This window comes from Pseudomonas sp. Z3-6, from assembly GCF_051131985.1.
GTDB lineage: Bacteria > Pseudomonadota > Gammaproteobacteria > Pseudomonadales > Pseudomonadaceae > Aquipseudomonas > Aquipseudomonas zanjanensis.
Map to the genome: position 1 here is coordinate 3,331,021 of NZ_CP071644.1, position 23,133 is coordinate 3,354,153.

Consider the following 23,133-nt stretch of genomic DNA (forward strand, 5'->3'; position numbering starts at 1 on the left):
ATAATCCTGTGGTTATGACGGAAAAGAATAGCGAGCTTGATCAGGCGACGTTGAGGTTGACGGTCGGTGCCTGCACCGCGCTCTACATCATTGTGGTGGCCTGTCTGGCCAGTGATTTCGAAACTTATGTACCGATCCTGTGGTACATGGCCTTTTTCTTTGGTGCCGCGGTCCCGCTGCGGATGGCGATCAAGCGTTGGCCCGGGCACTTTTTCCTGCGTCGTCTTTTTGCGATGACCCTGGATTATGCAAGCCTCGCCTTCGCCTTGATCGTGGGTGGGGAGGGACTGCTACCGGTGTACGCTGCATTGCTCTGGGTCACGTTGGGCAATGGCATGCGTTTCGGCTCGCGCTACCTGGCGCTGGCAACCGCTATCGCCCTGGCGACCCTGGTGGTGATTTTCCTGCTCACGCCGTTCTGGCGTGGCCAGCCCTACCTGTTCCTGATGCTGATCGTCACCACCATTGTGGTGCCTGCCTACGCGCATATCCTGCTGACCCGTACCCGCATCGCTTCGGAAGAGGCGATTGCCGCGAACCAGGAAAAATCCCGCTTCCTGGCCCAGGCCAGCCATGACTTGCGCCAGCCGATTCACTCGATCGGTTTGTTTACCGCTTGCCTGCGCGATGCCCGGCTGGGGCAGGAAGAGTTGCGACTGGTAGACAATATCGACCGCTCGTTGCACATCGTGTCGCAGCTGTTTCGTTCGATCCTGGATACCTACACCCTCGATAACGGCCAACTTGAACCGCAGGCCGAACCCGTGCACCTGGGCACGTTGCTCCAGGACGTGGTCAAGCAGAACACCGAAGCCGCCCGCTGGGCCGGTGTCGAGTTGCGCCTGCGGCCTTGTCGACACTGGGTCAATGTCAACGCCGGGCTGTTGGCGACCATGGTGCAGAACCTGATCTCCAATACCCTCAAATACGCCCCCGGCCAACCGGTGTTGATCGGCGTGCGTCCCAGAGGCCGTGGCGTCGCCATTGTCATTTACGACAAGGGCCGGGGCATTGCCGCCGAGCATCTGCCCGAGGTATTCAAGGAGTTCTATCGGGTACGCCACGTCCGGGACAAGGACGTCGAAGGGCTGGGCCTGGGGTTGTCCATCGTCAAGCGCATCAGCCAGTTGATCAACCTGGACATCCGGCTGGACTCCCGGCTGGGCAAGGGTACACGCGCGATGATCCAGGGGCTGGAAACGGTCGCGCCAAGGGTCGCGGCACACAGGCCGGTGCCCACGCAAGGCCGTTTGCAAGGTTTGCGGGTGTGCCTGGTGGAGGACGACGCCAACGTGCTGATGGCAACGTCAGCGCTACTGGAAAAATGGGGCTGTGAAGTGGAAACCCACAGCGACGGGGTCGGGGTGACCAGTGACTGCGACATCATCATTGCCGACTTCGACCTGGGTACGAAGGTCTCCGGTTCCGAATGCATCGCCGCGATTCGGGAACAACGGGGCTGGGGAGTCCCCGCCATGATCATGACCGGCCATGAAATCGAAAGAATTCGTCATTCGTTGCACCATATGAACATTTCAATCCTGGCCAAGCCCGTGCGACCTCCGGAGTTGCGGGTGACCCTGCTCGAATTGACCAAGCATTTCGCCCGTGTCAGGACCTGAGCCCACCGTTCCATTTTATGAAACGGTGGATTGCAGTTTGTGCGTATTCCTGCGCAGCCGCTTTGGGCAGAAGATGACGCCAGCCACTTGCACGCCCGTGCAGAAGCTGGCGGAGAGTCCTTAACCATAGCGCACTGGCGCAGGCATTCATGCTGCGGGTGCGAGGAGTCGCTGATGGACGAAGTCGTGAAAGCCCAAACCTCGCCCTGGCACGAAGGCGAGCTGACCCTGCAGCGCGCCGTCGGGGCCGTCGACATGATGGCCAGTGTCGGCCAACGGCAACTGGCCCGCACGTGGATGCCGGACCAGCACCGGGCGTTCTACGCCCAGTTGCCTTTCGTGGTGCTGGGTGCGGTGGATCGCCAAGGCGATGTCTGGGCGACCCTGCGCGCAGGACAACCGGGCTTCATGAACTCGCCCGATCCGCAGACCCTGCACATCAACCTCGAGCCCGAGCCGAACGACCCGGCCCAGGAAGGCATGGGCGAGGGCGATGCCATCGGCATGCTGGGGATCGAATTGCACACCCGGCGACGTAATCGCATGAACGGCGTCGTGTGCCGTCAGCTTGCCCCAGGGCTGGAGATTGCCGTGAGCCAGGCCTACGGCAACTGCCCTCGCTACATCAATCTGCGTCAGTACCAATTTGTCGATGCGCAGGCTGTTGCGCCGCGTCAATTGACCGTCTCGGACCCGTTGGTGCGGCGCCTGGTGACGGCGGCCGATTCGTTTTATATCGCCACCTATGTGGTGCGTGACGGCGAGCGGCAGGTCGATGCCTCTCATCGCGGCGGCAAGCCGGGCTTCGTACGCATGGACGAAGACGGATCGCTGACCATCCCGGACTTTTCCGGCAATCTGTTCTTCAACACCCTGGGCAATATCCTGCTCAACCCACGGGCTGGGCTGGTGTTCGTCGATTTCCAGAGCGGCGATTTGCTGCAAATGAGCGGTTCGGCGCAAGTGCTGCTGGACGATCCCGAGATCAGTGCCTTCCAGGGCGCCGAGCGGCTGCTGCGCTTCACGCCGCAGCGCATCGTCCATCGCCCGGCCGCCATCGCGCTGCGTTGGAAGGACCAGGACGAGGGCGACTCGCCCAATTCATTGATGACCGGCAGTTGGGAGCAGGCCGCCGAGCGCTTGCAGGCCGAGGCGCTGCGCAGCCGTTGGCGTTCGTTGCAAGTTGAGCGGGTGGTGGACGAGAGCCCCGACATTCGCTCGTTCTATCTACAGGCGAGCGATGGCTTGGGTTTGCCCCGGTTTGAAGCCGGGCAACATGTGCCCGTGCGGATTTTGTTGGAGGGGCACAAAACCCCGTCGATCCGGACCTATAGCGTCTCCAGCGCACCGTCGGATGATTTCTTGCGCATCAGCGTCAAGCGCGATGGATCGGTGTCGTCCCATCTGCATGAACAGGTGCGGGCGCTGCATGAGATCGAAGCGCGGGCGCCCCAGGGCCACTTCACGGTCCAGCCCACCGAGCGCCGTCCGTTGGTGTTGCTGGCTGCGGGGGTGGGCATCACGCCGCTGTTGTCGATGTTGCGCGAGGTGGTTTACCAGGGGCAGCGCATCAGCCGCATGCGCCCGGTCTGGCTGGTGCAAAGCGCCCGCTCGGTGGCCGACCTGGCGTTCCGTGAAGAGATCGACGAGCTGGCCGCCCGTGCCGGCGACAAGCTGCAGGTGCTGCGCATGGTCAGCCAACCGCCCACCGAGGCGGGGGCAGGTGAAGGCTACGATCTGGCAGGCCGGATCGATGTGGAACTGCTCAAGCGGCTGCTGCCGCTCAACGACTACGATTTCTATCTGTGCGGGCCGGGCAGCTTTACCCAGGCGCTGTATGACGGGCTGCGTAAATTGCGCATTCCTGACGACCGCATCCATGCGGAAACCTTCGGGCCCTCCACCCTTGTGCGGGATATCGAAGTCAGTGTCCCGGCGCCCCAGCAAGTACCGGCCGCGAGCGAGGCGGTGAAGGTCTTGTTCGCCAGTTCCGGCAAGGAAGCTCGTTGGGAGCCTGGCAGTGGAACGCTGTTGGAGCTGGCCGAAGCGCGCGGCCTGACCCCGGAATTCAGTTGCCGCGGCGGTTCCTGCGGCACCTGCAAAACCCGCTTGAGCCGTGGCCAGGTGCATTACCTGAGCCAGCCGGCCGAACCGGTGGGCGAAGGTGAAGTGCTGATCTGCTGCGCCGTGCCGGCCCAAGGGAGCGAGCCGTTGGTGCTTGAGGTTTAGATCCCTCGGCGCAACGAAGGCGGCGTGTCAGTTTGCGGTGATGTTGGATGGGCCGGCCTCATCGCGAGCAAGCTCGCTCCCACATTGGATACTCAGTGAACACAAATCTTGTGCCCGATCCCAAATCCCTGTGGGAGCGAGCCTGCTCGCGAAGGCGGTGGTTCAGTCACCTGGATTTCACGCAGCAAGCTCCCCTCCTAAGCGGCTGGCCGACGCATTGCCAGGATGGCCGCGCCGAAGCCGATGAAGGTCGAGCCGACGGGCCGGCTGATCCACACGGAAAATTCGGGCCGTCTCAACACGCCTTTGGCCTGGGCGGCAATGGCTGCATACAGGCTCAAGGACACCAGCGACAAGCCGGCGAATATCGATGTCAGAATCAGGAACTGCGGCAGCAGCGCGGCGCTCTGGTCGATGAATTGCGGGAACAGGGCGGTGAAGAACATCGTCGCCTTTGGGTTGGTGATGGCCGTCAGGAACGCCGACTTGTACAGTTTTGAACGCGATGGCTTGCGGGTCGTGCCATCCACTTGCACATCCGGGGTGAGTATCGGGCTTCTTGAACAACTGCTTGGCACCCAGGTAGAACAGATAACCGGCCCCCAGGACTTTCACCGCATTGAACAGCCATTCGGAGCTGGCGAGCAACGCGCCGAGGCCCAGCATGGCGGCGGCCGACAGGCAGAACAGCCCGCTGGCGTTGCCCACCGATGACCACACCGCGTAGCGCGGGCCGTAGGCCAGGCTGTTATTGATCGCCATCAAGGTGGCAGGTCCAGGGCTGGCGATGGCGATGGCCGCGACCAGGGTAAAGGCGAGAATCGAGTGCAGTTCCATTGTTCACATTCGCGACTGATTGACAGGGTGAGCATCCTACAGGAGAACCTGGCGTCGCCGCTCCAGTCTTCCAACATGCCCTATAGGTCGTCCGCCATCGGTGCTACAGTCCAGCCTTTCAGGGAGAGCGAGCGTCATGCGGATCGTAATAATGACTTTGATCATGGCGCTGCTGGCAGGCTGTGCGACGGCCAACGAAACCTTTGGCATGGGGCAACTCTGCGGCCGCCAGCCATACTGCGGTGCGGCCACCGATATCGAGATCATCAAGGGCGCGACGAACGACAACGACGTTTACTCACGCGCGCTGGCGCCGTTTGCAATCATTGACCTGCCTTTCAGTATCATCGCCGATACGTTGATCCTGCCTTATACGATTTTTCATATGAGGCCTGCCGAGGAGTAGGTCTCTCCAAATGATTCGGACCCACTCCCTCGCGCCAGGGGATCAAACCCCGGCGACGGCCTCGCGAACGAAGTCTTCGTAGGTCCGCAACGGGCGTCCGAGGATCGCCTGCAATCGTTCCACGGTTCCTTCGGCCGCCTGCATGCCAAACGTCTGGATGCCAGCCATCATCAGGCGCATGTCATAAGCCAGCCACGCGGGACCGTACGCGGCCAATTGCGCTTCGAAGGCGGCCACATCGTCACCGCCATAGGCGACTTCGCTACCCAGGGCGGCACTCCAGATCTTCGCCACGGCGGCACCGGTCAGTACTTGCGGGCCGACCAGGTCCAGGGTGATCCGATCCAGGGCCGAAGGCGCCCTGTCGCGGCGCAGCAGCTCGGCGACGGCGATGTCGGCGATGTCGCGGGCATCGATCATCGACACGCCCACCGAGCCGATCGGCATCGGGTACACCGAATAGTCCCGGATCGTCTGCTGGACCATCGATTCGTTCTGCATGAAGTAAGCCGGCCGCAGGATGGTCGCCGGGATGTCGAGGCTTTCGATCATGCGCTCGACCGTGTGCTTGCCGGTGAAGTGCGGCACATAGGTGAACTTGTCGGCATGGATCACCGACAGGTAGACGATGCGCTCGATGCCGGCTTCGCGAGCGAGGTTCAAGGTGATGAGGGCTTGCGTCACCTCGTCGGGGGTCACGGCGTTGAGCAGGAACAGCGTCCGTGCCGACGCCAGTGCATTGCGCAACGAAGGGACGTCGGTGAGGTCGGCAACGACTTCAGCGACGCCCGCCGGGAACGTGCCTTTGCCGGGCTGGCGCACGAGGGCGTTGACCTCGGCGCCTGCGCCGGCGAGGCGTTGAACGATGAGTGATCCGAGGGTGCCCGTGGCGCCGGTAACGAGAATGCTCATTTTGAATCTCCTGCAAAAGGGTAGGTGAGTCAGAGTCCGCTACGGCCTTGTCGGTCCGTGGCGATGGACAAACGATATTGTGTTGCAGGAGTAAAACGAAGACGCCAGGATGTAGACACTCCGTTGCATAAGTGGAACAGCATGAACCTGAACGCGTTGACCGATTTCACCCTCGTGGCCACCAACGAAGGGTTGGGCAAGGCCAGCCGTGCCAGCGGCATATCCAAGGCCACCTTGTCGCGTCGTATCGCCGACCTTGAGGAGCAATTGGGTGTCCGGCTGATCGAGCGCAGCGCCCGCGGCTTGAAGCTCACCGAGGCCGGCGCGCTGCTGCTGGCCCGGGCCGAGGGGCCATTGGCCGAAGTGGCGGAAGCCATGGCGGCGGCGAAGGAGGGCGTATCGACGCCGCGCGGACGCTTGCGTGTCGCTGCCCCGGTCCTGTTCTCGCAGCTCGCGATGGGACGCATCGGCGCCGAGTTTTGCGCGGCCTATCCTGACGTCACGATCGAGGCCATTGCCGAGGACCGTGTGGTTGATCTCGTCGAGGAACAATTTGACGTGGCGATCCGGATCAACCCGAGCCCGGACAGCGATCTGGTCGGCCGCTGCTTCGCCAAGGACCGGCTGGTCGTCGTGGCTGCGCCTGAAGTACCCAAGCCTGCGCCCGGCGCTCTCCGTTCGGTTCCCGGCATTGTGGTGTCGAGTTTCGAGCCGGCCCATTGGACACTCGATGGCGGTCACCTGGTCCTGGAGCCGATCCCCAGGCTGCGTTTCTCTTCGTTCCTGATGATCCGCGACGCGGCCATCGCCGGTGGTGGGGCGGCTCTTCTCCCACAGTCGATCGCTTGGAACCCGTTGGCCAGTGGCGAGTTGGTCCAGTGGGGCACGGTAACGGGCAAGGAAGCCGAACTCTGGGTCCTGCACACGTCCCGGCGGCTGGCTGCGCCGAAGGTGCGGGCCTTTGTCGAATTCATGTGCGCCAGGTATCCGGACCTGTCGCTGGTGTTGCAGGGATAAAAGCGCTCACGTTGGGTTGTCGGCCATGAGCCTCACCCTGTGACAGTCGGTCGGGCTGAGTTTCTGGCCACTTGAGGAACGAACCTCCATCGGCATGAGCGCCTGGCCGGAGGCGTTGTCCAGCAGCACGGAGCGCGTTTCTCCCGGCTCGAACAGGAAGCGTTCACCCCATTGCCGCAGGCTGACCACCACCGGAAAAATCTCCCGTCCTTTCTCTGTCAGGACGTATTCCTTGTAGGCGCTTCCATCCGAGGCGGGGCGAACGTCGAACACGCCGACCTCGACCAAGGCTTTGAGCCTCGATGCCAGGATGTTCTTGGCCACGCCCAGGCTTTTTTGGAATTCACTGAAGCGGCGGATGTCGTCGAAGGCGTCGCGGATGATCATCAGCGACCAACGATCGCCAATCACGCCGAGTGTCCTGGCGACCGGGCATTCGTTGTTTTGCGTTGAAGCGGTTTCCATTTTTTGACCCTTTGGAAAGCAATGCCAAGTTGGTCGGCATTTGTGGTTGCAAATAAAAACCTGATCGGGCAACAATTCAATCAGGTTTTTAATTGAAACTAGTTTAGCGCCAAGGAGACATGCATGACAGCAGAGGCCGATGGTTTCACCTCGCAGTCTTCGGAAGCCCAGCGTGGCGAGGGAGCTTGCTCCCGCTTGAGTGCGAAGCGCTCACAAAAGGGGCCGCTTCGCAGCCCAGCGGGAGCAAGCTCCCTCGCCACGGGTTCCTTGAGTGCGCAGCAGTGCCCGGGCCTTTCGCCGTCGCTCACGTTACTGTTCTCCGTGACCTGCGCACTGGCCGTCGCCAACGTCTACTTTGCCCAGCCCTTGCTCGCGTCGATGGCCGAGAGTCTGGGCGTCGCTTCAGGGTTGATCGGGGTCGTGGTGACGGCCACCCAGGTGGGTTACGCGCTGGGGTTGCTGTTCATCGTCCCGCTGGGGGACAAGGTCGACCGTAAACGGTTGGTGTTCGCCCAATTGGTGTTGTCTGCGATTGTGCTGGCGGCCGTCGGCGCAGCCCAGCATTGGTTGGCGTTGCTGGGCGCCCTGATTGTGATGGGGCTGCTGGCGGTGGTCGTCCAGGTGCTGGTGGCCTATGCCGCCGCGCTGTCCTCGCCCTCCCAACGGGGACAGGCCGTGGGAACCGTCACCAGTGGCGTCGTCCTGGGGATTCTCCTGGCGCGGTTCATCTCTGGAGTGATCGCCGATCTGGCGGGCTGGCGTGGGGTTTATTTCGTTTCCTCGGGCTTGATGCTGATCATCGCAGCGGTGTTCTGGGCCGTGGTGCCTGCCGCCGTGTCGCCCCGCAACCGGGAGCCCTATCTGGCGCTCATCCGTTCGCTGTTCATGCTGTTCGTGACCGAGCCGATGCTACGGACCAGGGGGCTGCTGGCCTTGCTGGTCTTTGCCGCTTTTTCGGTGTTATGGACGGCCATGGTGCTGCCGTTGAGCGCCGCGCCGCTGGCGCTTTCCCACACCACCATCGGCCTGTTCGGCCTGGCTGGCGTCGCAGGAGCCCTGGCGGCCAGAAGCGCCGGACGTTGGGCTGACCAAGGTTTTGGACAACGGGTGACCGGCTGGTCCCTGGGGCTCCTGACGCTTTCCTGGCTGCCCATCGGGTTGACCGAGACCTCCCTGATTGCGCTGGTCTGCGGTGTGGTGTTGCTCGACTTCGCGGTGCAAGCCGTGCACGTCACCAACCAGAGCCTGATTTTCGCTGCACGGCCTGACGCCCAAAGCCGCATGGTCGGCGCCTACATGTTTTTCTACTCGGTGGGCAGTGCACTGGGCGCGATGGCCGCGACCCAGGTCTATGCGCTGTGGGGCTGGATGGCGGTCAGCCTGCTGGGCGGCTCAATCAGCCTCGCCGCGCTGGTGGTGTGGCGGCTCTCGCTTCATTGCGGCCACTGTTCAAGCAGGATCGAGACGAATTTCTCCGCGGCCGGGGAGAGCGATGCGCCCCGGCGGTAGACCAGGCCCAGTGAGCGGTTTACCACTGGCTCGATCAGCGGCACGCTGACCAGCGTTGGATGGTCCCCGGCCGGCATCGCCAGGCTGGGCATCGCCGACACGCCCAGGCCAGCCTCCACCAGTCCCAATGACGTGGACAAGTGCTGTACTTCGTAAAACCACTGGGGGCGCCAGCTCAGGCCCGACAGCGCGTGGTCCAGCAGCATGCGGTTGCCGCTCAGGCGGCCAACGCCGATCAACCGGTAATCGCTGAGTTCCGACCAGGTGACCGCGCTGCGTTCAGCCAACTCATGGTCGCGCCGGCAGGCCAGCACAAAGGGTTCGTTGACCAGGGGCACGAACTCGATGTCCGGGTGCTGGCCGCTCATCATGTTGATGCCGAAATCGGCTTCGCCGCGCAACACCGCTTCGAGCCCTTCATTGGCGCTGAGGTCGAGCAGGCGGATGCGGATTTTCGGGTAGCGCTCGTTGTAGAGGCGGATCACCGAAGGCAGGAAATAGAACGCCGCCGTGGGGATGCAGGCCAAGGTCACCCGGCCGATCTGTCGCTCCGCCAGCTCGCGGATATTGAGGATCGAGTCGTCGAAATCATCCAGCAGGCGTCGCGCCTTGGGCAGGAAGTCACGACCGACGCTCGTCAGACTGACCTTGCGGGTGGTGCGATCGAGCAAAGCGGTCCCCAAGCCTTCCTCGAGTTTCTTCATCCGCCGGCTCAAGGCGGGTTGGGACAGGTGCAATGCATCGGCGGCCTCGTGGAAACTGCCCAGTTCAGCGATTTTCACGAAAGATCGTATGTCCTGCAGTTCATATTCCATGTTTTCTCTCGCTGGGGAAGGGCGGTGAGCCCTGGGCGAATCCTAGAATAATTCTTTTGTGAAACGCAATAATGGCGACGATATTTGCATTGGAAACACTTTTTAAACCCTGCCACTCTTGTGTCCAGAACATCAATTATCCAGATTGATCAACAAGAGTTAATGTTCATGAAGCGAATTCCTTGTGTGCTGATGCGCGGCGGTACGTCAAAAGGCCCGGTGTTTCTCGCCTGGGATCTGCCGGTCGCCATCGCCGAACGTGACGAGCTGCTAATCAACCTGATGGGCTCCGGCCACGAACTGGAAATCGACGGCATCGGCGGCGGCAGCCCACAGACCAGCAAGGTGGCGATCGTCAGCCCATCGCTGCACCCGGAAGCCGACGTCGATTATCTGTTCGTTCAAGTCATGGTTTCCCAGCGTCGGGTCGACACCGCGCCCAACTGCGGCAACATGCTCTGCGCCGTCGGCCCGTTCGCCATCGAGCAGGGGCTGGTCAAGGCTACCGGCGAGCTGACCCGGGTGCGCATTCGCAACCTCAATACCGGGACTTTCGTGAATTCCGACGTGCAAACCCCGAAAGGCAAGGTCAGCTACGAAGGCGACACCGCCATCGATGGCGTGCCCGGCACGGCCGCCCCGGTGCAACTGACCTTCCTCGATGCCGCGGGCAGCAAGACGGGGAAGCTCTTCCCAACCGGGCAACCCCTGGACATGATCGACGGCATTGCGGTGACCTGCATCGACATGGCGATGCCGATGCTGATCGTCGAGGCCAGCCAACTGGGCAAGCGCGGTGACGAAGGCCCCGCTGAACTGGACGCCGACAAGGCCTTCATGCAGCGCCTGGAATCCTTGCGGCTCAAAGCCGGCCGGGCGATGGGCCTGGGTGACGTCAGCGACATGGTGATCCCCAAGCCAGTCCTGGTGTCGCCGGCCAAGTCTGGCGGGACCCTCCAGGTGCGCTACTTCATGCCCCACAGCTGTCACCGCGCCTTGGCAATCACCGGCTCCATCGGCCTGGCGACGGCTTGCGTGACCCACGGCAGTGTCGCGGCCAACCTGATCGGTGGCGGCAGCGAGCCTCGTTTGCAGCAGGTTCGCATCGAGCACCCTAGCGGCGGTATCGATGTCGTGTTGTCCTACACCGGCGAAACGGGTGAGACCATTCGAGCCTCGGTAGTACGCACCGCCCGCCGCCTTTTTTCAGGTTTTGTATACGCCACGGTTTCCCGGCGCCTGGCCGGTTAGCCAGGCAGACCTCGTCATTGCATCAGCGACTCAATAACAACAAGAGATCTGACATATGCTCGCTTTACTTGGCTTGGCCATGGTGGTGGTCTTCACCTTCCTGATAATGACCAAACGGCTGTCGCCCATCGTCGCCCTGACGGTGGTGCCGATCGTCTTTGCCGTGCTTGGCGGCTTTGGCGGGACCACCGGCAAGATGATGCTGGATGGCCTGAAGATGGTCGCGCCGTCAGCGGCACTGCTGTTGTTCGCGATCCTGTTTTTCGGCCTGATGATCGACGCCGGCCTGTTCGACCCGCTGATCCGCAAGATCCTCAAGCGGGTCAATGGCGACCCGATGAAAATCGCCGTTGGCACTGCGCTGCTGTCGCTATTGGTGGCGCTGGACGGTGACGGCACGACGACGTACATGATCACCTGTGCCGCGATGCTGCCGCTGTATAAGCGCATCGGCATGAACCCGATGATCCTGGCGACCGTTTCCATGCTCTCCTTGAGCATCATGAGCGGCATGACCCCTTGGGGCGGCCCGGCGACCCGTGCCATCGCAGCCCTGGGCCTGGATGCCGGTGAGTACTTCGTGCCGTTGCTGCCGACCATGATCGGTGGGGCCGCATGGGTGGTGTTCACGGCGTTCCTGTTGGGCCGTGCCGAGCGCAAGCGCATCGGCAATGTCCAGCTGCAAAGCGGCGGTGGTAATTGCTACATCAACGCGATCATGGAAGACACGCCACACAAACGTCCGAAACTGGCCTACGTCAACCTGCTGTTGGTGGTCGCGGTGATGGTCGCGCTGGTGATGGGGCTCATGCACTCGGCGATCCTGTTCCTGATCGGTTTTGTCCTGGCGCTGATGATCAACTATCCGCAGCTGGATATTCAGAAGGAACGCATTCTCGCCCATTCGGGCAACGCCATGACCGTGGTCCTGCTGGTGTTTGCCGCGGGCATTTTCGCCGGGATTTTCTCCGGGACGAAGATGGTCGATGCGTTGGCACAAACCCTGGTGGACTGGATTCCGCCGTCCTGGGGCCATCTGTTCCCGTTGGTGGTGGCGATTACCAGCATGCCGCTGACGTTCGTGTTGTCCAACGATGCCTACTACTTCGGTGTCGTGCCGATCCTGGCTAACGCCGCGGCGGCCTACGGGATCGATCCGGTGGAAATTGCCCGGGCGTCCATTCTTGGCCAGCCGGTGCACCTGATGAGTCCGCTGGTGGCCTCGACCCTGTTGCTGGTGGGCATGGTCGACCGCGACCTGGGCGACTTTCAGAAAGCCACCATCAAATGGGCGGTGCTCACCTCCCTGGTCATTACTGCATTGGCCCTGCTGACCGGGGCGCTGACGCTGTTCTCCTGATTCATCCGCCGCACTTTTAGCTGCCTGCCTGACACGCCCCGCAAGGGGGTGTGCGCCGGCCTGCACGCCCAATAACAACAACGAGTAGCTCGACATGACCACTTTGCTTACCCGCGGGGCTTTGTTTCCACTCCTTGGCCTGTTGCCCCTGGCCTCGGCCAGCGCCGAAGGTTTCATCGACGACAGCAAGCTCAAGCTGCAATTGCGCAACGTCTATTTCAACGAAAATTTCCGCGATGAGCACGGCATGAGCGCACGGGCGGCGAGGACGGCCAAGAGTGAGCGCACCGAATGGGCCCAGGGTTTCCTGCTGGATTACCAGTCAGGCTTTACGCCGGGCACGATCGGTTTCGGCGTCGATGCCCTGGGCCTGCTCGGGGTCAAGCTCGACTCCGGGCGTGGCCGCAGCGGCACCGGCCTGCTACCGGTGCATGACGACGGTCGCGCCGCCGACGAGTTCGCCAGCGCGGGCATGACCGCCAAGGCCCGGTTCGCGAAGACCACGCTCAAGCACGGCACCTTGCTGCCCAAGACCCCAGTGCTGATCTACAACGATGCGCGGCTGTTGCCCCAGACCTACCAAGGCACCCAGATCAGCAGCAGTGACATCGATAACCTCACCCTCACCGGCGGGCATCTGGAGCGTTTCAAACTGCGGGATTCGAGCGACAGCATGCCCATCGTGCCCGACGGCTACGGCGGCGATGAGTCCGGTGACTTCAGCTATGCCGGCGCCGACTACAAGCTGGGTAAAAATATCCGCCTGAGCTACTTCTATGGCGAGCTGGAGAATTTCTATCGACAGAATTTTGCTGGTATCCAGCATGATCTGCCCTTGGGTGCCGGGGTACTGACCAGCGACCTGCGCTATTTCAACAGCGTCGATTCGGGTTCGGCCTACGGCAGCAAGATCGACAACGACATGCTCAGCGGGTCGCTGTCCTACGCCGTTGTCGGCCATACGTTGAGTGCCGGTTACCAGACCCTCAGCGGCGAGGCGGGCCTGCCTTACATCAGTGGCGCCACGGTGTATTCCTTCAGTAACGTCGGGATCGGCAAGTTCATCGAGGAAGACGAGAAGACCTGGATGCTCGGTTACGGCTACGACTTCGCGCGCCTCGGTGTGCCGGGCCTGACGTTCTCCACCCGCTATCTGAGCGGTAACGACGGCAAGTCCGACACCACGGTCAAAGAGTGGGAACGTGACGCGGAGATCGCGTACGTGGTGCAGCAGGGTACGTTCAAGGGGCTGGGGGTGAAGGTGCGGAACTACGTCTATCGCTCGGACTTTTCACGGGGGCGTGACAGTAATCGGATCTACTTCACCTACGACATCGCGCTTTGGTAGGGCGTGCAGTTCATTTAAGAAACAACGACGGACCTGTGGCGAGGGAGCTTGCTCCCGCTCGGCTGCGAAGCGGTCGTGAGCCGGCGGGTGAGGTGTGTCTGTGTTACGCGTTCGGCAGGTTTTGGGGCCGCTTCGCGACCCAGCGGGAGCAAGCTCCCTCGCCACGGATTTATCAGCGCTCTTAAGTGAACAGTACACCCTTTTGGTAGGATGCTTTGCGCGCCCCGTCACGCAGCGTTGGTGACGCAGGGCGCAAACCGTCGTCTCGTGTGACCGTACACCTTGGCGCCAATCATCTTTGGGCAAAGCCCTCGTCGAGGCCGTTGTGGATTGCAACCGAGACCGACGTAACAACCTTTCCCTGGATGGCCTGAATTTTTTCCTCGCGGATGTCCGCGATGGTTTGGGCCCGTACCTGGCGATCTATCTGTTGGCGGTGCATCGCTGGGACCCGGCCAGCATTGGCGTGGTGATGACGGTGGCGGCGATGGCCGGGCTCGTTGCACAGGCGCCCGCCGGAGCGCTGATCGACCGGGTGCGCAGCAAACGTGCCGTGGTGGCTGTGGCCGCCTTGATGGTGACGCTGGGTTGCCTGGTGCTACCGTTCACGTCTTCGTTCGGCCTGGTGGCGCTGACCCAGGCGCTTGGCGCTGTGGCGGCCTCGGTCTTTGCGCCGGCTATTGCCGCCATCTCCCTGGGCATTACTGGCGCCAAGGCCTTTACGCGGCGCACTGGGCGCAACGAGACATTCAACCACGCGGGCAATGCCTGCGCAGCGCTGCTGGCGGGTGGGTTCGCCTGGCTGTTCGGTCCCATTGCGGTGTTCTACCTGATGGCCGCGATGGCCTTGGCTAGCATCGTGGCGGCCAGTTGCGTGTCCGCCGAGGCCATCGACCATGACGTGGCCCGAGGGCTGGAGGCGGGGCAGGTGGTCCACGGCCCGGTACCTTCGGCGTTGCGGGTGTTGCTGGATAACCGCACGCTGCTGTTGTTCGCCATGTGCTGCGGGCTGTTCCACCTGGCGAACGCGGCGATGCTCCCGCTGGTCAGCCAGAAGCTCGCCCAGGCCAACGTGCACCTGGCCACGCCGCTGACGTCGGCCTGTATCGTTGCGGCGCAGCTGGTCATGGTGCCCATGGCGTGGCTGGTGGGGGTCAAGGCCGATGCCTGGGGCCGCAAGCCGTTGTTGCTGGCCGGCTTCCTGATCCTGCCCATCCGCGGTGTGCTGTATGTGCTCTCGGACGACCCTTACTGGTTGGTGGCGGTGCAACTGCTGGACGGTATCGGCGCCGGACTGTTTGGCGCGCTGTTTCCCCTGGTGGTCAAGGACCTGACCCATGGCACCGGGCGTTTCAACGTCAGCCTCGGGGTGTTGTCGACAGTGTTCGGGCTGGGCGCCGCGTTGAGCAACAGCCTGGCCGGCTTCGTGGTGCAGGGGGCTGGCTACAGCGCCGCATTCCTGACCCTGGCAGCGATTGCCGCCTTGGCGTTCGGCCTGTTGCTGGCGATGCCCGAGACTTTCCGGCCAAGCCGCGCTCCACAGCCCGGCACGCTTGCGGTGCCTGACGGCGGGATTGCCTGAGGCGGCGTATCACCCCTGTGGGAGCGAGCTTGGCCCAGTCAAAGTGGATGCAAGCTGACCCACCGCTTTCGCGAGCAAGTCCGCTCCCACAGGAGGACTTGCTTACCACAGAGGAAATCGAAACGCCCGGCAATCAGAGCCTGGGTACCGGCCGTTCCACCACGCTCCAATAGGACGACGTGTCGATGAGGCTCAAGACGCGCCCTTGTTCCATGTCCTGGTTCAGCACGCCCCGGGTCAGATCGCCGGCCAACCAACTCGCCGTATTGGCGGCCAACACTCGGCCCTCGGCATTGAGCAACAGTGCTTCATTGCTGACTCTCATCAGGCTGCGAACGAGCAAAGGCTCCAACGAGTGCAGGGAGATGTCGGCGGCGGCGACGCCAATGAAGCGATCATCGAAAAAAATCGGCACGGAAAAGGCGACGATGTACTGCTCGGTGCCGTACAAGTCGACGAAAGGACCGTCTATGGAAGGCTGGCGAGTCTGCTGCGGACGGGTGTACCACGGCATGTGCAAGTAATCGTAGAAACGATCGCTACGGCTATCGAGATTCAGCTGCAAAGGCTGGATGTGTTCGTTCTGGGTCCGACACCACCACTGCAGGTGCATCTCGCAATCTTCCAGTTCACCGGGGGCGAAGACCACGCCGGCGCCATGAAACTTGAGGCTTTCGGAATCGAGAATCTGCCGGACGCCAGCCAGCAATGGCTTGAGGTCGCGTTGGTTGGGTCGCTTGGTCTTGCTCCGTTGCCGTTCCCAAATGCTCGATACCTGGGCGCCCAGGTCGTTGAGACCCTTGAAGACGTTACCAATGGAAGCGTTGATCAACGTTGCGCATTGGGATAACCCATTTGCTGACATTTCGTTATCCATGGCTCTAACTCATGCCTCGGAAGGGACAGTGCGGTGTTTGCTGGCGACACGAACGGGCTGTCGGGCGGTGTTTGGAGTCAGTTGTTCAGCAAGTTCTGTTCCAGTCATCAGGCATCCTGCGCCATCTGCTGCAAGCGTATGGCGGTCAAGCGCCGGACGCCGCGAGCGACATGGGCTTCGGCCAGGGCCCCGGCCAGATTGGCATCGTTCGCAATAATGGCCTCCAGAATCGCCCGGTGTTCCCGCTCGATCACTTGGGGATCCGGTTGCTCATCAAATGGCAACCATAACAACTCCCCCAGTTCCGCCTGCAAGCGGGCCTCGCTGTGGGTCAGCCGCACCGACTGCGACGCCACGGCAATTTCGATGTGGAACCTGGCGTCGGCACGTCGGCGCTCCAGCCGTTCTTGTGCCTTGGCCAGCGCATCGATGTAGCCACCCAGCCGCGCATGTTGCTCAGGGCCGGCACGTTGGGCTGCCAAGCGAGCGGCAGCGCCGGAAATGGCTGCGTGCTCGTCGGCCAGGTCACGCAATTCAAGCGTGCTCATTTCACGCAATTGATCGAACAAGGCTTGATCGGTGGTTTGTGGGGCGGCGCAGATAAAGCTGCCGCCGTTGCGCCCACGGCGGGTTTCGATGACCCCGCGTTCTCGCAAGGCAGCCAACGCATCGCGCAGGGTGACCGTGGCGACGCCGAGTTGGGTGGCCAGGATACTTTCGCTGGGGAGCTGTTCACCTTCGACCAGCAACCCCAGGTCAATCATTTCAACCAGGCGGCGGGTGACCGATTCCGTTTTCCCTTCCTGATTGAGGCGTATGAGGCTCGATGTAGGACTCATGGTCGTTTCATTCATTGGCGGCGTCGTCGACGCCTGGACTCAAAAAATTCTATTTCATAGTTCAAAGGCATTTTCAGGGGCCATTGGCGCGGAATTCTAGGGATGAAAAGGCGTTGAAGTCAAAACAACCTGGCTGAATTTGGTTTTCCTGGGGTTCTCATGGATTAAAAGATATGGTTCCATATGTTTAAGCGAGCCGAGATCGCATTCATCCGAACCCAGGAGCACTTCAATCATGAGTCACTTGACCCGAGCAGAGTGGGACGCCAGAGCCAAGGCGCTGGACATCGAGGGCCGTGCCTTTATCGACGGGCAGTACAGGCCTGCCAGTTCAGGCGCTACCTTCGAATGCGTGAGTCCTGTGGATGGGCGATTGTTGGGCCTGGTTGCAAGTTGCGATGCCGCGGACGCCGAGTTGGCCGTGACCAGCGCCCGGGCGGCATTCGAGTCTGGCGTTTGGTCGCGTCAGGCACCGGCTGCGCGCAAGGCGGTCATGTTGCGTTTTTCCGACCTCTTGCAGTCCCATGTCGAAGAGCTGGCACTGCTGGAAACGCTGGACATGGGCAAACCGATCGCCGACTCGCTGGCGGTCGACCTGCCCGGCGCCATCGACAGCATTCGCTGGTGCGGTGAAGCCATCGACAAGATCTACGATGAAGTGGCGGCGACGGCTGTGGATCAGCTTGGGCTGGTGACGCGGGAGCCGGTCGGGGTGGTCGCTGCCATCGTGCCGTGGAATTTCCCGTTGATGATGGCGTCCTGGAAATTGGGGCCGGCATTGGCGAGCGGTAATTCGGTGATTCTCAAACCTTCGGAGCGTTCGCCGCTGACGGCCATTCGTATCGCACAGCTTGCCCTGGAAGCAGGGTTGCCGGCCGGTGTGCTCAATGTGCTGCCAGGCTATGGGCACACGGTGGGCAAGGCCCTGGCCTTGCACGGTGACGTTGATGTGCTGGCGTTTACCGGTTCCACCCGAGTGGCCAAGCAACTTCTCGTGTATGCAGGCGAGTCGAACATGAAGCGGGTCTGGCTGGAGGCGGGGGGGAAGAGTCCGAACATTGTCTTCGCCGATGCCCCTGATCTTCAGGTAGCCGCCGAAGCGGCAGCGGCCGCCATAGCTTTCAATCAGGGCGAGGTGTGCACCGCCGGTTCACGTTTGCTCGTCCAGGCTTCCATCAAGGCGCGTTTCGTGCCGATGGTGGTCGAGGCCATGAAAAGCTGGAAGCCAGGCCATCCATTGGACCCCGACACCAATGTCGGTGCACTGGTGGATGCGCGTCACCTGGAAGGCGTGTTGCACCACATTCGGCAAGGACAGGATCAAGGCGCCCAGTTGTTGCTGGGAGGACACGTGGCGCTGGCGGACAGCGGTGGCAGCTACGTGGAGCCGACGCTATTCGATAACGTCAGCAATTCGATGAACATTGCCCGGGAAGAGATTTTTGGCCCGGTGCTGTCGGTGATCGAGTTCGACGAAGCCGAGGATGCGGTGCGCATCGCCAACGACACGCCTTATGGGCTGGCGGCAGCCGTCTGGACGGCCAACCTGTCGCGCGCCCACACCATGGCCCGGGCTCTTCGCGCCGGAAGTGTCTGGGTCAACCTGTATGACGGCGGCGACATGATGGCGCCGTTCGGTGGCTACAAACAGTCCGGCAATGGCCGCGACAAATCCCTGCATGCTTTTGATAAATACACCGAGATCAAGGCCACCTGGATTCAGCTCTGAGGCATTTCCGGTGAACCACGTTACGGGCGGGATGGCTCTGCCTGCTTGACGCTTACTCAAACGAATTCCTTTTTGAAGGATGGCGCAATGAACAGCTCGATAAGCTCCACGGCAGCCGTGGACCAGGACGCGGAGCAACTCCGTGCCCTGGGGTACACCTCGAATTTCGAACGTAGCATGAGCCTCTGGCAGAACTTTGCCCTCGGTTTTACTTACTTATCGCCAGTGGTCGGCGTCTATACGTTGTTCGGCCTGTGCCTGGCAGCGGGCGGGCCGCCGATGTTCTGGTCCTACCTGCTGGTGGGGTTCGGGCAAATGCTGGTGTGCCTGATTTTTTGCGAAGTGGTGTCCCAGTACCCCATTTCCGGCGGTGTCTATCCGTGGGCTCGCCGCCTGGTGGGGAAAAAATGGGCCTGGATGGTCGGCTGGATCTACGCCATCTCTTTGTGCGTGACCATTGCTGCCGTAGCCCTGGGCGCTGGTCCCTACATTGCCAACCTGCTGGGTTTCGAGTCGTCGCCGGTCACTAATACCTTGGTTGCGCTGGTCCTGACCGCCGCCGCGACGGTCCTGAACCTGAGCGGCACCAAGCTGCTGGCGCGGGTGGCGATGTTCGGTTTTCTGTGTGAGCTGGTCGGGGCTTTGTTGATCGGCGGCTATTTGCTGATTTTCGAGCGGCACCAGCCCTTGAGCGTGTTGTTCGACACGTTCGATATTTCCATCGATGGGGAGTACTGGCCGGCCTTCCTGGCCGCGTCACTGGCGGGGATGTTCCTCTACTATGGTTTTGAAGCCTGCGGCGATGTCGCCGAGGAAACGCCCAATCCTAGCCGCCAGGTCCCCAAGGCCATGCGAATGACGATCTGGATCGGCGGTGCTGCTTCGATCTTCGCCGCCCTGGCCTTGATCCTGGCCGTGCCTGATATTGCCGCCGTTGTTTCCGGGCAGGACAAGGATCCCATGGCCACGATATTTGGCGCGGCGTTCGGTCCGGTCATGTCCCGTGTGGTCATGGCGGTGATCACAGTCTCGTTCGTTTCCTGTGTGCTGAGCTTGCAGGCATCCGCCAGCCGCTTGTTGTATGCCTACGCTCGAGACGAAATGCTCATGGGCAGTGGTGTGCTGAAGAAACTCTCCCCGACGACCCATGTGCCGACTGCCGCCCTGATGGTCTGCGGGGTGCTGCCGGCAATCATCGTGTGTGTCGGCTTTTATCTTCAGAACGCCATCGCGCTGGTGGTGAGTTTTGCCGCCATCGGTATCTACCTGGCGTTCCAGATGATTGTCGGGGGAGTGATGTATGCCCGTCTCCGGGGCTGGACACCCAAGGGCCAGTTCACCTTGGGACGTTGGGGCTGGCCGGTGAACATCGCTGCGCTCTGCTATGGCTTGTTCGCCATCGTCAATATGTCCTGGCCGCGTACGCCAGATGCGCCTTGGTACGTGAACTACGGCATCGTGTTGGTCGGCGCCATCGTGATTCTCGTCGGCCTCGTCTACATGGTCGTGTTTCGTCCCTACGAGAAGGGTACCGCTCCGGCGTCCGATGCCTGGAAAAAAGCCTAGGAACATGACGGCCTGCCGCCGGGCGCGGCAGGCAAATTCCTCTGATGAGAAAAGGTGAACATTTTATGACGTCTCGAATCCATTCGATGCTGTTTGGGTTGCTCCTGATTCTGGCCAGCCATGGGGTTTTGGCGGCCAGTCAAAACGATACCCTGGGCGTGATCCATGACTACATGAAGGCTTGGAACGCTCGTGATGCGGAGGCTGCGGCGAAGTACTTCGCCGAGAACGGTGAGTTTCTCGACGCCTCGGTGGGAACACCGCAGGTCGGCCGGGAAAATGCCAAGACCCAGGTGATCGAAGTGTTCATGCGCGCAGTGCCGGATCTGCAATGGACGATGCTGGGCGAGCCGATCATCAACGGTGACAGCATTGCCTTCGAATGGGAGTTCAAGGGGCACAATACCGGGCCTTGGAGCACCGAGACGCCGGCCACCCAGCGCCCCCTCAGCTTCAAGGGGGTGAGTTTCATCCGGCTCAAGGAGGGCAAGATTCTCACGCAGCACGACTACTATGACGCCCTGGATTTCAACAAGCAGCTCGGCTGGTAGTTCCATGTTTGGATGCTTACCGTTATCTGTCGAAAACTTGACCCTGATCAAGGCAAATAAACATTCCCGCTTCATGACCGTTATAAGTGCCAAGCGGAGCAATAACAGGGGTGATGGCTATTTGGTATTGCGTTAAGATCGCCCCACGTCAGCGTGTATAACAACCCTCATACAACAAGTTCACGCGTCATTAATTCAGTATGAAATGAGGCTTGAACGGAAATGCTCAGGAATGCACCGCTGCGTCTGAAACTTTTATTGATCCTGCTACTTCCCCTGTTGGGATTCTTGTCCTTGGCCGGCGTCTTTATCGTGGACAACTACAAGACCTTGCGCGATATGGACGCCACGGTCGCCGCCAGCGCCACGGCACAGAAGTTGAGTCAACTGATCACGGTATTGCAGCGCGAGCGCGGCGCCAGCGGGGTTTTCCTGGGCAGCGGCGGCAAGTCCATGGGCGAACGGATGGCCCTGGCGCGCCAGGATTCCAATGCCTCGGCCAAGGTGGTGCGCGGGTTGTCTGCGTCGGACAGTGCGCAATTGGACAATGTTCTCCAGGCACTGGACCAGTTGCCCGTCATTCGTGGGCAAGTGGATAAGTTGGGTATCAGCAGCACCGAATCCGGTGTTCGTTATACCGAGATCATTCAAGCGCTCATGGGCTATACCCACTCTTTGGAAGCGACGATCAACAACGCCACCATTGTTCATGCGCTCAATGCCCTCAATCAGTTTATCGAGATGAAAGAGCGGGCCGGACGCGAACGGGTCGTGCTGGGCCTGGTATTCAGCCAGGATCGTTTCGATGAGACCTTATTGTCGCGCTTTAGCCGCAATCTTGGTGAGTTCTCTGCGTACTCCGACGCGTTCCGTCGCCAGGCCCAACCCGTCTTGCTTCAACAGTTCACCGAGCAGATGCTCAAGCCCGCTGCGGTCGAAGTCGGTAAGTTGCAGCGCCTGGCTTTCGAAGTGCCATTGGGCCAGTCGCTGGGCATCAAGCCAGAGGCCTGGTTTGAACTCTCCACTCAGCGCATCGATATGATGAGCCAGGTGGAAGACGCCCTCGGCCAAAGCATCAGCCGCCTGGCGATTCACGGCCGCGATGAAGCACACCGTGCGTTGTGGCTGACCGTCGCTGCGGTCGTCGTGGCGCTGCTGGCGGTGTCGGTGTTGTCGTATGTGATCATCCGCCTGATCGATCTGGCGGTGCGCGATGTGAATCAGGCCCTGAACGGCCTGGCACAGCGTGACCTCACCGCCAGGGCCACCTACGAAGGCCGCGATGAGTTCGGCCAGATCTCGCGCAACCTCAATCGCATGGCGCAGGAGATCAGCGAGATCGTGCAGGAAATCGGCAACGCCACGGCGCAAGTGGCGACCGCCGCGCAAGAGTCTTCCACGGTGACGGTCCAGACCAGCATGAGTGTCGAGCAACAGCGCCAAGGCACCGAGCTGGTGGCCACGGCGATCAATCAGATGAGTGCTACGGTGCGCGAGGTGGCGCAAAGCACCAACGATGCGGCGCACATGTCGCAACAGGTCAACCTCAGCACGGCCCAAGGGCGCGTGGAAATCGAAAGTACCATCGGGCTGATCCGCCAATTGTCCGGGCAGGCCGAGGAGACCGCGCAAATCATTGGTGACCTCAAGCTGGAAAGCGATGCCATTTCCTCGGTGCTCGATGTGATTCGCGGCATTGCCGAACAGACCAATCTGTTGGCGCTCAATGCGGCGATTGAAGCGGCGCGGGCCGGTGACCATGGCCGCGGTTTTGCGGTGGTCGCCTCCGAAGTGCGCACCCTGGCGCAAAAGACCCAGGAGTCCACGGGCAACATTCAACAGATGATCAGCAACCTGCAGGCCGGTTCGGATCGTGCGGCGCTGTCCATGCAGCAGACCCTGGACAAGGCCCAGGACGGGGCGAGCAAAGTCGAGCGCGCGGGGGAGTTGCTGGTGGAGATCGCCGAGGGGGTGGCGACGATCAGCGACCGTAACATCCAGATCGCCTCCGCGGCAGAAGAGCAGAGCGCGGTGTCCGAAGACATCAATCGCAACGTGAACGAGATCAACGACCTGGTGATCCAGGTGAGTGCCGGCGCCGAGCAGACGGCCATCACCAGCCAGGAACTGGCGCGCCTGGCCGAGCACCAGCAACAGTTGGTCAATCGCTTCAAGGTCGCCTAGGTCCTGCAACCTCGGGCCTTCGACGCAAGGCCCG

The 23,133-nt window shown here is 61.5% G+C and carries 18 protein-coding genes and 1 pseudogene; 13 read left to right on the plus strand and 6 right to left on the minus strand.

Features of this window, described 5'->3' with window-relative positions:
• Window positions 1–14: 14 nt before the first annotated feature.
• Together J3P88_RS15055 and J3P88_RS15060 are read left to right on the plus strand one after the other, a co-directional pair.
• A complete protein-coding gene (locus J3P88_RS15055) occupies window positions 15–1,622 on the plus strand; it encodes an ATP-binding response regulator (protein WP_434576200.1) in 1,608 nt (535 codons plus the stop codon).
• A gap of 174 nt (window positions 1,623–1,796) precedes the next feature.
• The gene (locus J3P88_RS15060; protein ID WP_434576202.1) at window positions 1,797–3,851 is read left to right on the plus strand and encodes a 2Fe-2S iron-sulfur cluster-binding protein; all 2,055 of its coding nucleotides are present in this window, start codon (window positions 1,797–1,799) and stop codon (window positions 3,849–3,851) included.
• 197 nt (window positions 3,852–4,048) lie between these two features.
• Here the strand turns inward: J3P88_RS15060 and J3P88_RS15065 are convergent.
• Window positions 4,049–4,688: pseudogene (locus tag J3P88_RS15065) on the minus strand (LysE family translocator).
• A 151-nt stretch (window positions 4,689–4,839) separates the two neighbouring features.
• Here J3P88_RS15065 and J3P88_RS15070 point away from each other — a divergent pair.
• A complete protein-coding gene (locus J3P88_RS15070) occupies window positions 4,840–5,094 on the plus strand; it encodes a YceK/YidQ family lipoprotein (RefSeq protein ID WP_434576204.1) in 255 nt (84 codons plus the stop codon).
• Window positions 5,095–5,136: 42 nt separating this feature from the next.
• Here J3P88_RS15070 and J3P88_RS15075 read toward each other — a convergent pair whose 3' ends face one another.
• Window positions 5,137–6,006 (minus strand): SDR family oxidoreductase, encoded by an 870-nt coding sequence (locus tag J3P88_RS15075; RefSeq protein ID WP_434576206.1) that lies wholly within the window; start codon window positions 6,004–6,006, stop codon window positions 5,137–5,139.
• 141 nt (window positions 6,007–6,147) lie between these two features.
• Between J3P88_RS15075 and J3P88_RS15080 the strand changes: the two genes are divergently transcribed.
• Window positions 6,148–7,023, plus strand: coding sequence for a LysR family transcriptional regulator (locus tag J3P88_RS15080; protein ID WP_434576475.1), 876 nt, complete (start codon window positions 6,148–6,150; stop codon window positions 7,021–7,023).
• A 6-nt stretch (window positions 7,024–7,029) separates the two neighbouring features.
• Here the strand turns inward: J3P88_RS15080 and J3P88_RS15085 are convergent, their stop codons facing one another.
• Complete coding sequence (locus tag J3P88_RS15085) at window positions 7,030–7,488, minus strand: winged helix-turn-helix transcriptional regulator (RefSeq protein ID WP_434576208.1); 459 nt, start codon at window positions 7,486–7,488, stop codon at window positions 7,030–7,032.
• Between the two features lie 267 nt (window positions 7,489–7,755).
• Here J3P88_RS15085 and J3P88_RS15090 point away from each other — a divergent pair, with 267 nt between their 5' ends.
• Window positions 7,756–8,997 carry an MFS transporter gene (locus J3P88_RS15090; protein ID WP_434576210.1) on the plus strand — a complete coding sequence of 414 codons (1,242 nt, stop codon included), beginning with the start codon at window positions 7,756–7,758 and terminating at the stop codon, window positions 8,995–8,997.
• Here J3P88_RS15090 and J3P88_RS15095 read toward each other — a convergent pair.
• Window positions 8,922–9,812 (minus strand): LysR family transcriptional regulator, encoded by an 891-nt coding sequence (locus J3P88_RS15095; RefSeq protein WP_003200706.1) that lies wholly within the window; start codon window positions 9,810–9,812, stop codon window positions 8,922–8,924. The genes J3P88_RS15090 and J3P88_RS15095 overlap by 76 nt on opposite strands.
• A gap of 168 nt (window positions 9,813–9,980) precedes the next feature.
• On the opposite strand from J3P88_RS15095, the gene J3P88_RS15100 reads away from it, so the two are divergent.
• From J3P88_RS15100 to J3P88_RS15115, 4 genes are all read left to right on the plus strand, one after another.
• A complete protein-coding gene (locus J3P88_RS15100; RefSeq protein ID WP_434576212.1) occupies window positions 9,981–11,063 on the plus strand; it encodes a 4-oxalomesaconate tautomerase in 1,083 nt (360 codons plus the stop codon).
• A 55-nt stretch (window positions 11,064–11,118) separates the two neighbouring features.
• Window positions 11,119–12,423, plus strand: a complete 1,305-nt coding sequence (locus tag J3P88_RS15105) for a CitMHS family transporter (protein WP_186705833.1) — start codon at window positions 11,119–11,121, stop codon at window positions 12,421–12,423.
• 94 nt (window positions 12,424–12,517) lie between these two features.
• Window positions 12,518–13,771: an OprD family porin gene (locus J3P88_RS15110; protein WP_434576215.1), complete on the plus strand. Its 1,254-nt coding sequence runs from the start codon at window positions 12,518–12,520 to the stop codon at window positions 13,769–13,771.
• 325 nt (window positions 13,772–14,096) lie between these two features.
• Window positions 14,097–15,353: an MFS transporter gene (locus tag J3P88_RS15115; RefSeq protein WP_434576217.1), complete on the plus strand. Its 1,257-nt coding sequence runs from the start codon at window positions 14,097–14,099 to the stop codon at window positions 15,351–15,353.
• Window positions 15,354–15,486: 133 nt separating this feature from the next.
• On the opposite strand, the gene J3P88_RS15120 is transcribed toward J3P88_RS15115, so the two are convergent.
• Both J3P88_RS15120 and J3P88_RS15125 read right to left on the minus strand, forming a co-directional pair.
• Entirely contained in the window at window positions 15,487–16,230 is a 744-nt protein-coding gene (locus J3P88_RS15120; RefSeq protein WP_434576219.1) for a PDC sensor domain-containing protein, read from the minus strand.
• Between the two features lie 107 nt (window positions 16,231–16,337).
• Window positions 16,338–17,069, minus strand: a complete 732-nt coding sequence (locus J3P88_RS15125; protein ID WP_434576221.1) for a FadR/GntR family transcriptional regulator — start codon at window positions 17,067–17,069, stop codon at window positions 16,338–16,340.
• Window positions 17,070–17,304: 235 nt separating this feature from the next.
• Between J3P88_RS15125 and J3P88_RS15130 the strand changes: the two genes are divergently transcribed.
• From J3P88_RS15130 to J3P88_RS15145, 4 genes are all read left to right on the plus strand, one after another.
• Window positions 17,305–18,798, plus strand: coding sequence for an aldehyde dehydrogenase (locus J3P88_RS15130; protein ID WP_434576223.1), 1,494 nt, complete (start codon window positions 17,305–17,307; stop codon window positions 18,796–18,798).
• 87 nt (window positions 18,799–18,885) lie between these two features.
• Window positions 18,886–20,364: an APC family permease gene (locus J3P88_RS15135; RefSeq protein ID WP_434576224.1), complete on the plus strand. Its 1,479-nt coding sequence runs from the start codon at window positions 18,886–18,888 to the stop codon at window positions 20,362–20,364.
• A gap of 65 nt (window positions 20,365–20,429) precedes the next feature.
• Window positions 20,430–20,915, plus strand: a complete 486-nt coding sequence (locus J3P88_RS15140) for an ester cyclase (RefSeq protein ID WP_434576225.1) — start codon at window positions 20,430–20,432, stop codon at window positions 20,913–20,915.
• Window positions 20,916–21,137: 222 nt separating this feature from the next.
• Window positions 21,138–23,099, plus strand: a complete 1,962-nt coding sequence (locus tag J3P88_RS15145; RefSeq protein ID WP_434576226.1) for a methyl-accepting chemotaxis protein — start codon at window positions 21,138–21,140, stop codon at window positions 23,097–23,099.
• Window positions 23,100–23,133: the final 34 nt, after the last annotated feature.